Annotated in this window: 5 protein-coding genes; 2 read left to right on the top strand and 3 right to left on the bottom strand. The window is 72.9% G+C overall.

Features of this window, described 5'->3' with window-relative positions; translation table 11 throughout:
- Nucleotides 1-79: 79 nt before the first annotated feature.
- Complete coding sequence (locus J7I94_RS36320; protein ID WP_215174396.1) at nt 80-2479, bottom strand: glycoside hydrolase family 31 protein; 2400 nt, start codon at nt 2477-2479, stop codon at nt 80-82.
- A gap of 170 nt (nt 2480-2649) precedes the next feature.
- Between J7I94_RS36320 and J7I94_RS36315 the strand changes: the two genes are divergently transcribed.
- Both J7I94_RS36315 and J7I94_RS36310 read left to right on the top strand, forming a co-directional pair.
- The gene (locus J7I94_RS36315) at nt 2650-4629 is read left to right on the top strand and encodes an acetoacetate--CoA ligase (protein ID WP_215174394.1); all 1980 of its coding nucleotides are present in this window, start codon (nt 2650-2652) and stop codon (nt 4627-4629) included.
- Nucleotides 4630-4703: 74 nt separating this feature from the next.
- On the top strand, nt 4704-5594 hold the full coding sequence (locus tag J7I94_RS36310) for a hypothetical protein (protein ID WP_215174392.1): 891 nt from the start codon (nt 4704-4706) through the stop codon (nt 5592-5594).
- A 61-nt stretch (nt 5595-5655) separates the two neighbouring features.
- On the opposite strand, the gene ptsP is transcribed toward J7I94_RS36310, so the two are convergent.
- Together ptsP and J7I94_RS36300 are read right to left on the bottom strand one after the other, a co-directional pair.
- Complete coding sequence (gene ptsP, locus J7I94_RS36305) at nt 5656-7326, bottom strand: phosphoenolpyruvate--protein phosphotransferase (protein ID WP_215174390.1); 1671 nt, start codon at nt 7324-7326, stop codon at nt 5656-5658.
- A gap of 70 nt (nt 7327-7396) precedes the next feature.
- The gene (locus J7I94_RS36300; RefSeq protein WP_215174388.1) at nt 7397-7846 is read right to left on the bottom strand and encodes a PTS glucose transporter subunit IIA; all 450 of its coding nucleotides are present in this window, start codon (nt 7844-7846) and stop codon (nt 7397-7399) included.
- Nucleotides 7847-8183: the final 337 nt, after the last annotated feature.

The following is an 8183-nucleotide window of genomic DNA, read 5'->3' as shown; positions in this document are numbered from 1 at the left end:
CACCTGTCCCGCCGCCCCCCCCCCGGCCCGCCACCCCAGACCTAAGCCTGACGTCCCCCGAACCTGAACCCAACAACCCCTACACCCGCACCCGCCCCGCCCCAAGCCCCCGAACCCGCACCGGATACGGCGCGGGCGCCTCACCCGAGCCACCCTCACCCGAGCCCCCCTCACCCTCCCGCACGACGACCACCCGCTGCCCCCGCCACCGCGCGGCGTACCGCTCGATCTCGGGCTCCGCCCAGCCATCGCCCATGTCCGGCACGACCAGCCCGCCCCCGGTCCGCCCCCGGCCCGGCGCCCACACCTCCAGCTCCAGCCCGCCGTCACCGCCGCGCACCGGAATCACCGCACCCGCGCGCGCGAACACCGGAATCCGCTCCAACGGGGCGTCGACCAGCACCTGCCCCGGCCCCTCGTACGCCCGCTCCGTCACCGTGTCGTACCACCGCCCCCGCGGCAGCCGCACCGCGCGCCGGTCCGCCCCGGGATCGAGCACCGGAGCCACCAGCAGACAGTCTCCGAGCAGAAACGCGTCCTCGCAGTCCCGCAGCGCCCGGTCCTCCGGCGACGACCACCACAGCGGCCGCACATAGGGCGCCCCGGTACGCCGCGCCAGATGCGCCAGCGTCATGAGGTACGGCAGCAGCCGCCGCCGCTCGACGAGCGCCACGCGCGCGTGCTCCAGCACCTCGTTCCCGAACTCCCAGGGCTCCCGGCGCCCCGCTCGCTCACCCGCGTGCGTCCGGAGCAGCGGCAGATACGCCCCCAGCTGCAACCACCGCAGATACAGCTCAGGCGACGGACTCCCGTCGCGGCCCCCGATGTCCGGCCCGGAGTACGGCACCCCGCACAGCCCCAGCCCCAGAACCAGCGCCAGCGACGCCCGCAGCCCCGGCCAGCCCGTGGCCACCTCCCCCGACCAGGCGCCGCCGTAGCGCTGCACACCGGCCCAGCCCGAGCGTGAGAGGACGAACGGCCGCTGCTCGGGCACCAGCTTGCGCAGCCCTTCGTAACCGGCCCGGGCCATGCACAGCGCGTACACGTTGTGCGCCTCCCGGTGGTCACCGCCCCGCCCCTCCAGCCAGTGCCGGGCCGACCGCGGCAGCGTCGGCTCACCGAAGGCGGCGAACGACGTCGGCTCGTTCATGTCGTGCCAGAACCCGGCGAAGCCCTGCCCCAGCCGCTCCTCGTACCGACCGCCCCACCACGCGCGTACGCGCGCGTGCGTGAAGTCCGGGAACACCGCGTCCCCCGGCCCCGCCACCTCGCGCACGACCTGGCCCCCGGCGTCCCGCACGAACGCGTCCTCGCCCACGCCACCGTCGTACACCGGATCGCCGGGCTCGGCCGCCACCGCCGGACCGACGACCGACACCAGCCGGATCCCCTCCTGCCGCAACTCCTCGGCGAGCTGCGGCAGCTTCGGGAACCGCTCCTGGTCGACGCTGAACACCCGGTGACCGTCGTGGTGACCGAATCCCAGGTGTACGGCGTCCAACGGCAGCCCGTGCTCCCGGTACCCGGCGACGACCCGCCGCACCTCCCGCTCACCCCCGGACCCCGACCGCGCGTGGTGATGACCGAGCGCCCACGCGGGCGGCAGCGCGGGCGCCCCGGTCAGCGCCGCCCAGGCCAGCAGCACCCGCGCGGGCGTCCCCACCGACACCCAGCAGCGCAGCGGCCCCCCGTCCATCCGCAGCACGCTGGTGCCCGGCCGGTCGTGACCCGACCCGGCACCCTCCTCGCCCTCCCGCAGCACCACCGTGCCGTCCCACGAACTGTCGTAGAACACCAGGTGCGTCCCCGCGTCGGCCACCACCAGCTGCACCGGCATCGTCAGGGACAGCGGATCGTCCTTCGGGCCGAGGGCCCTCCCCGGCCCGGTGTTCCACAGCCGGTACCGCCCGTCCCGCAGCCGAGGACCCGACGCCCGCCCCCCGAGCCCGAAGAACCGCGCGTCGGCGGCCACCTCCGCGCGCTGCATCCACCGCGCCCGGCCGCCACCGGCCGGCTCCCACCACCGGGGCGGCAGATCCCGCCGCAGCGTGACCCCACCCGGCGTCCGCACCTCGATCGCGCCGTGCCGCGACACGGCGACCGTGGCCCGCTCGGCCACCACCCGCCAGCCACCGTCCTTGTCCGGCTCCAGCGCCGCCCGCGGATCGGGCTCGGGACACCGCCCGGCCAACGCGTACGAGGGCTCCGGACCGGCCCCGTCCCAACCCCAGAAGACCGCCCCGTTCACCGCCACCAGGATCCGCAGCTCCGAGCGGTCGAACCGGATGACACCGCCCCCGGTACCCGGCTCCACCTCCCGCAGCAGCCCGGGCACCCGCGCGCGCTCCGCCCCCCGCGGCTTCAGCCCCACCGCGTCGGAACGCCGCCTTCGCCACGCCGCCCGCACGGTCCGCAACCCCTGACCCGTCCCCACCGAACCGACCAACTTCACCGAACGCACCAGGTCACGACCGTCCATGCTGCTCACCCTGTCACCGACCGCCCCGCACACGGGCACCGTTCAACTTCCGTTCACCCGTGCCGGGCCCACATCTTCACGACACGGACCGCGCGGAGCACACTCTGGTGCAGAAGTCGATCACATGGCATCGTCCCTGTCAGCCGCCGCACAGCCCGGGAGCCGCCCCCATGACCACCGAGAACCCCCAGCCACAGCCCCTCTGGCAGCCCGACGCGCAACGCGTCGCCCGGGCCCGGATCACCACGTTCCAGCGCTGGGCCGCAGACCATCACGGCGCCCCCGCCGGCGGCGGTTACCCGGCCTTGCACCGCTGGTCCGTCGACGAGCCGGAAACCTTCTGGGAAGCCGTCACCGAGTGGTTCGACGTACGGTTTTCGGCCCCCTACGCGCGCGTGCTGGGCGACCGCGCGATGCCCGGCGCCCAGTGGTTCCCCGGCGCGAAGCTGAACTACGCCGAACACGCCCTGCGCGCGGCGGCCGACCGCCCGGACGAACCCGCCCTCCTGTACGTCGACGAGACCCACGACCCCCACCCGGTCACCTGGGCGGACCTGCGCCGCCAGGTCGGCTCCCTGGCCGCCGAACTCCGCGCCCTCGGAGTCCGCCCGGGCGACCGCGTCAGCGGCTACCTGCCCAACATCCCGCAGGCCGTCGTCGCCCTCCTCGCCTCCGCCGCCGTCGGCGCCGTCTGGACCTCCTGCGCCCCCGACTTCGGCGCCCGCAGCGTCCTGGACCGCTTCCAGCAGGTCGAACCCGTCGTCCTGTTCACCGTCGACGGCTACCGCTACGGCGGCAAGGAACACGACCGCCGGGACGTCGTCACGGAACTCCGCCGCGAACTGCCCACCCTGCGCGCGACGGTCCACATCCCGCTCCTCGGCACACCCGCCCCCGAAGGCGCGCTCGACTGGACGGCCCTCACCTCCGCCGACACCGACCCCGTCTTCGAACAGGTGCCCTTCGACCACCCCCTGTGGGTCCTGTACTCCTCCGGCACCACCGGCCTGCCCAAGGCCATCGTCCAGTCCCAGGGCGGCATCCTCGTCGAGCACCTCAAACAGCTCGGCCTCCACTGCGACCTGGGCCCCGAGGACCGCTTCTTCTGGTACACGTCGACCGGCTGGATGATGTGGAACTTCCTCGTCTCCGGCCTCCTCACCGGCACCACGATCGTCCTCTACGACGGCAGCCCCGGCTTCCCGGACACCGGCGCCCAGTGGGGCGTCGCCGAACGCACCGGCGCCACCCTCTTCGGCACCTCCGCCGCCTACGTCATGGCCTGCCGCAAAGCCGGCGTCCATCCCGCCCGCGACCACGACCTCTCCGCCGTCCAGTGCGTCGCCACCACCGGCTCCCCCCTCCCGCCCGACGGCTTCCGCTGGCTCCACGACGAGGTCGGTGAAGACCTGTGGATCGCCTCCGTCAGCGGCGGCACCGACGTCTGCTCCTGCTTCGCCGGCGCCGTCCCCACCCTCCCCGTGTACATCGGCGAACTCCAGGCACCCAGCCTCGGCACCGACCTCCAGTCCTGGGACCCCGACGGCAACCCCCTCACCGACGAGGTCGGCGAACTCGTCGTCACCGCCCCCATGCCGTCGATGCCCATCCGCTTCTGGAACGACCCCGACGGCAGCCGCTACCACGACAGCTACTTCGACACCTACCCCGGCGTCTGGCGGCACGGTGACTGGATCACCCTCACCTCACGGGGCTCCGTCGTCATCCACGGCCGCTCCGACTCCACCCTCAACCGGCAGGGCGTCCGGATGGGCTCGGCCGACATCTACGAGGCCGTCGAACGCCTCCCCGAGATCCGCGAGTCCCTCGTCATCGGCGTCGAACTGCCCGACGGCGGCTACTGGATGCCGCTCTTCGTCCATCTGGCCCCGGAAGCCACCCTCGACGAAGCGCTCCTCACCCGCATCAAGCAGACCATCCGCGCCCACCTCTCCCCCCGCCACGTCCCCGACGAGGTCATCGAGGTCCCCGGCATCCCCCACACCCTCACCGGCAAACGCATCGAGGTCCCGGTCAAACGCCTCCTGCAAGGAACCCCCCTGGACAAGGCCGTCAACCCCGGCTCCGTCGACAACCTCGACCTCCTCCGCTTCTACGAGGAGCTGGCCCGGTCCCGCAAGCGCCCGTGACCCCCACTGTCAGTGCCCGCGGTTACTGTGAGTGAGCATTGATCGACGTGCACCGACCGCGTACTGGGGGAGACATGACGTACACCGACCGGACCGCCCGGCGCGTCCTGCGCCGTGAGATCGCCGGCACCATCGGCCTGCTCACCGACGAGCACGACTTCGGCGTCATGCGGCGCTACCGCACCTTCACCTTCGACGACCATCCCACCTACCTACGGCACGTCGAGGCGGTCCTGCGCACCCGGGCCGCCCAGGGCGCCCACACCACGATCGCCCTCTTCGACCCGGAGGAGTACGCCGCCTACTGCGCGGAAGCGGGCCTCGACCCCGACGCCTCCTCCAGCCGTACCCGCTTCACCGCCGAACTCGCCGCCACCGGCCTCACCGTCCCCTACGAGGGCCAGCCCCTCACCGACGTCGTCCCCACCCTCATCGACGAAGCCGTCCGGCAGGCCACCTGGGAGTACGCCGCCACCCTCCTGGCCCGCCTCGGCTCCTGCGCCTCCTGCGGCCAGGACCTCGGCCGAGCCGCCTACGACCGGGCCCGCGCCCTCATCACCCGCGTGATCACCACCGCCCCCGCGGGCCGGCGCCACCTCGTCTGCAGCGTCTCGACGACCCCGGAGACCCTCCTCTCCGTCCTCCACGCGGACGACGACGATGACGGCACCCCGCACCTCGACGAGGCCGAACTCCTGGAGTTCACCAGCGTCCTCGCCCTGGGCCTGGCCACCCACTGCCCCGGCGGCCTCGTCATCCGCACCAGCGCACCCGCCACCCCGGACCGCATCTACGGCTGGCGCCTGCGCGGCTACGGCCTCACCCCGCTCACCGCGGCGGAGGTCTTCGACGCCTACTGCACCGACGCCGAGTCCGGCGACCTCATCTCCCCGGAGTCCAACGTCGACTACTGCGACCCACCGGACCTCGGCGACGAGGACCCGGCCCCGGGACACCACCACTGAACACAGGTGGGGCGCCCCACCACCGGTGGAGCGCCCCACGGAACACCTGCCTGTCCGTCCCCTACTCGCCGGACAGCACCGCCTGCGCGGCCTCACGCGCCTCCTCGGCGCTGTCCGCGGCGCGGGCCGCGGCAGCGGCACGCTCGCACTGGGCGAGCGTGAACTTCGCCAGCATCGCCCGCACATACGGAATCGAAGCCGCCCCCATGGAGAGCGAGGTGACCCCCAGACCGGTCAGCACACACGCCAGCAGCGGATCGGACGCGGCCTCCCCGCACACCCCGCAGCTCTTGCTCTCGGCCTTCGCCGCCTCGGCGGACAGCGCCACCAGGTCGAGCAGCGCGGGCTGCCACGGGTCCTGGAGCCGGGACACCGCACCGACCTGTCGGTCGGCGGCGAAGGTGTACTGCGCGAGGTCGTTCGTCCCCAGCGACAGGAACTCGACCTCCTGCAGCACCGACCGGGCCCGCAGCGCGGCGGACGGAATCTCCACCATCGCGCCGAACTTCGCCCGCAGCCCGGCCGCCCGGCACGCGTCCGCGAACGCCTTGGCGTCGGCACGGTCGGCCACCATCGGCGCCATGACCTCCAGGTGGACGGGCAGCCCCTCGGCCGCCTTCGCCAGCGCCGTCAGCTGCGTACGCAGCACGTCCGGGTGGTCGAGCAGCGTCCGCAGCCCCCGCACGCCCAGCGCCGGGTTCGGCTCGTCGGCCGGGGTGAGGAAGGCCAGCGGCTTGTCCGCGCCCGCGTCCAGCACCCGCACGACGACCCGGCCCTCGGGGAACGCCTCCAGCACCTGCCGGTACGCCGAGACCTGCTTCTCCTCGCTCGGCGCGCTCTCACTGTCGTCAAGGAAGAGGAACTCGGTCCGGAACAGACCGACCCCCTCCGCCCCTGCCTCGACCGCGGCGGCCACGTCCGCCGGCCCGCCGATGTTGGCCAGCAGCGGCACCTTGTGTCCGTCGGAGGTGGCCCCGGGGCCGGACGAGGCGGCCAGCGCGGCCTTGCGCTCGGCCGCCTGCGCCTCCAGCCGCGCCCGCTCCTGCGCACTCGGCTCGACGAAGATCTCGCCGCTGCTGCCGTCCACGGCGATCACCGTGCCCTCGGCCAGCTCGCCGGCGCCCGGCAGCGCCACCACGGCCGGCACCCCCAGCGCACGCGCCAGAATCGCGCTGTGGCTGGTCGGCCCCCCTTCCTCGGTGACGAAACCGAGGACGAGAGCTGGGTCCAGCAGTGCTGTGTCGGCCGGAGCCAGGTCCCGCGCGATGAGAACGTACGGCTCGTCGCTGTCCGGCACCCCCGGCATCGGCACCCCGAGCAGCCGGGCGACGATACGATTCCGCACGTCATCGAGGTCGGCCACCCGCCCGGCGAGGTACTCACCGGCAGCGGCCAGCAGCGCCCGGTACGCCGCGAAGGCGTCGTACACCGCGCGCTCGGCCGTGCTGCCGACGGCGATCCGGCGCTCCACATCCGCCATCAGCTCGGGATCCTGGGCCATCATGGCCTGCGCCTCGAGCACGGCCTGGGCTTCGCCCCCCGCCAGATTGCCGCGCGCCATCAGATCGGCCGCCACCGCTTCCACGGCCTTGCGGGCCCGCCCCTGCTCGCGCTCGGCGTCCTCGGCCGGGATCTGTTTGGCGGGCGGCTCCAGCACCGCCGTGCCCATGTGCCGGACCTGGCCGATCGCCACGCCGTGACTGACGCCGACGCCTCGCAGCGTTGTCTCCATCTCACCCGTCTCCGATAGCGCGGCGGCCCCAGCCGCCGCGGTGTCTGTCCTACCAGCCGTCATACAAAGGTCACTGCCAGACGAAGAGGTCCTCCCCGATCCTGACTTCGCCGTCCTCACGGAGCTGGGAGAGGGACTCGGCCGTGGCCTCCAGCGCCACCACCGGGCACACCGGGGACTTGCCGGCCGCTTCGACGGCGGCCGGGCTCCAGCGCACGATCGCCTGTCCACGCGTGACGGTGTCGCCCTTGTTCACCAGCAGTTCGAAGCCCTCCCCGTTGAGCTGCACGGTGTCGATACCGAGATGAGTCAGCACGCCGTGCCCGGTCTCGTCCACCACGACGAAGGCGTGCGGGTGCAGGGACACGATCACCCCGTCCACGGGCGCGACCGCCTCCGACGGCTCACGTACGGGGTCGATCGCGGTGCCCGGGCCGACCATGGCCCCGGAGAAGACCGGATCCGGCACGGCGGCCAGTCCGATGGCGCGTCCTGCCATCGGGGACGTCACGGTGGTCATGGGGAGCCTCCAGGAGTGGGGATGGAGATGGGCCGTCACTGTCTGTCCCGGACGGCACGTTGTGCAGCAGGGTATGACATAGGAAGTACCGGTTCCGCATGAGCGACCGGTGGGAGGTCTAGACCTTAGCCGCCATCGATTTGCGCCCGTTCGGCGGGCCGATGTAGAGTCGTTACTCCTGCCCGAGGTTGAGGAACGTGAGCAAGCGTCCTCAGGTGGCAGACCCCAACTCGTCAGATCCTCTATTCGGATCCGCATCTGCACGCCCGTCAGAGGGTGGTCAGAGGGACTGGAAAAGCCTGATAGTGTTGGAAACACCGAAGGGAAGCGCCCGGAG

The organism is Streptomyces sp. ISL-12 (assembly GCF_018614415.1).
In the GTDB taxonomy this organism is placed as follows: domain Bacteria; phylum Actinomycetota; class Actinomycetes; order Streptomycetales; family Streptomycetaceae; genus Streptomyces.
Note: the sequence above shows the minus strand (reverse complement) of the source record. Positions and strands in the feature narration are given on the sequence as shown.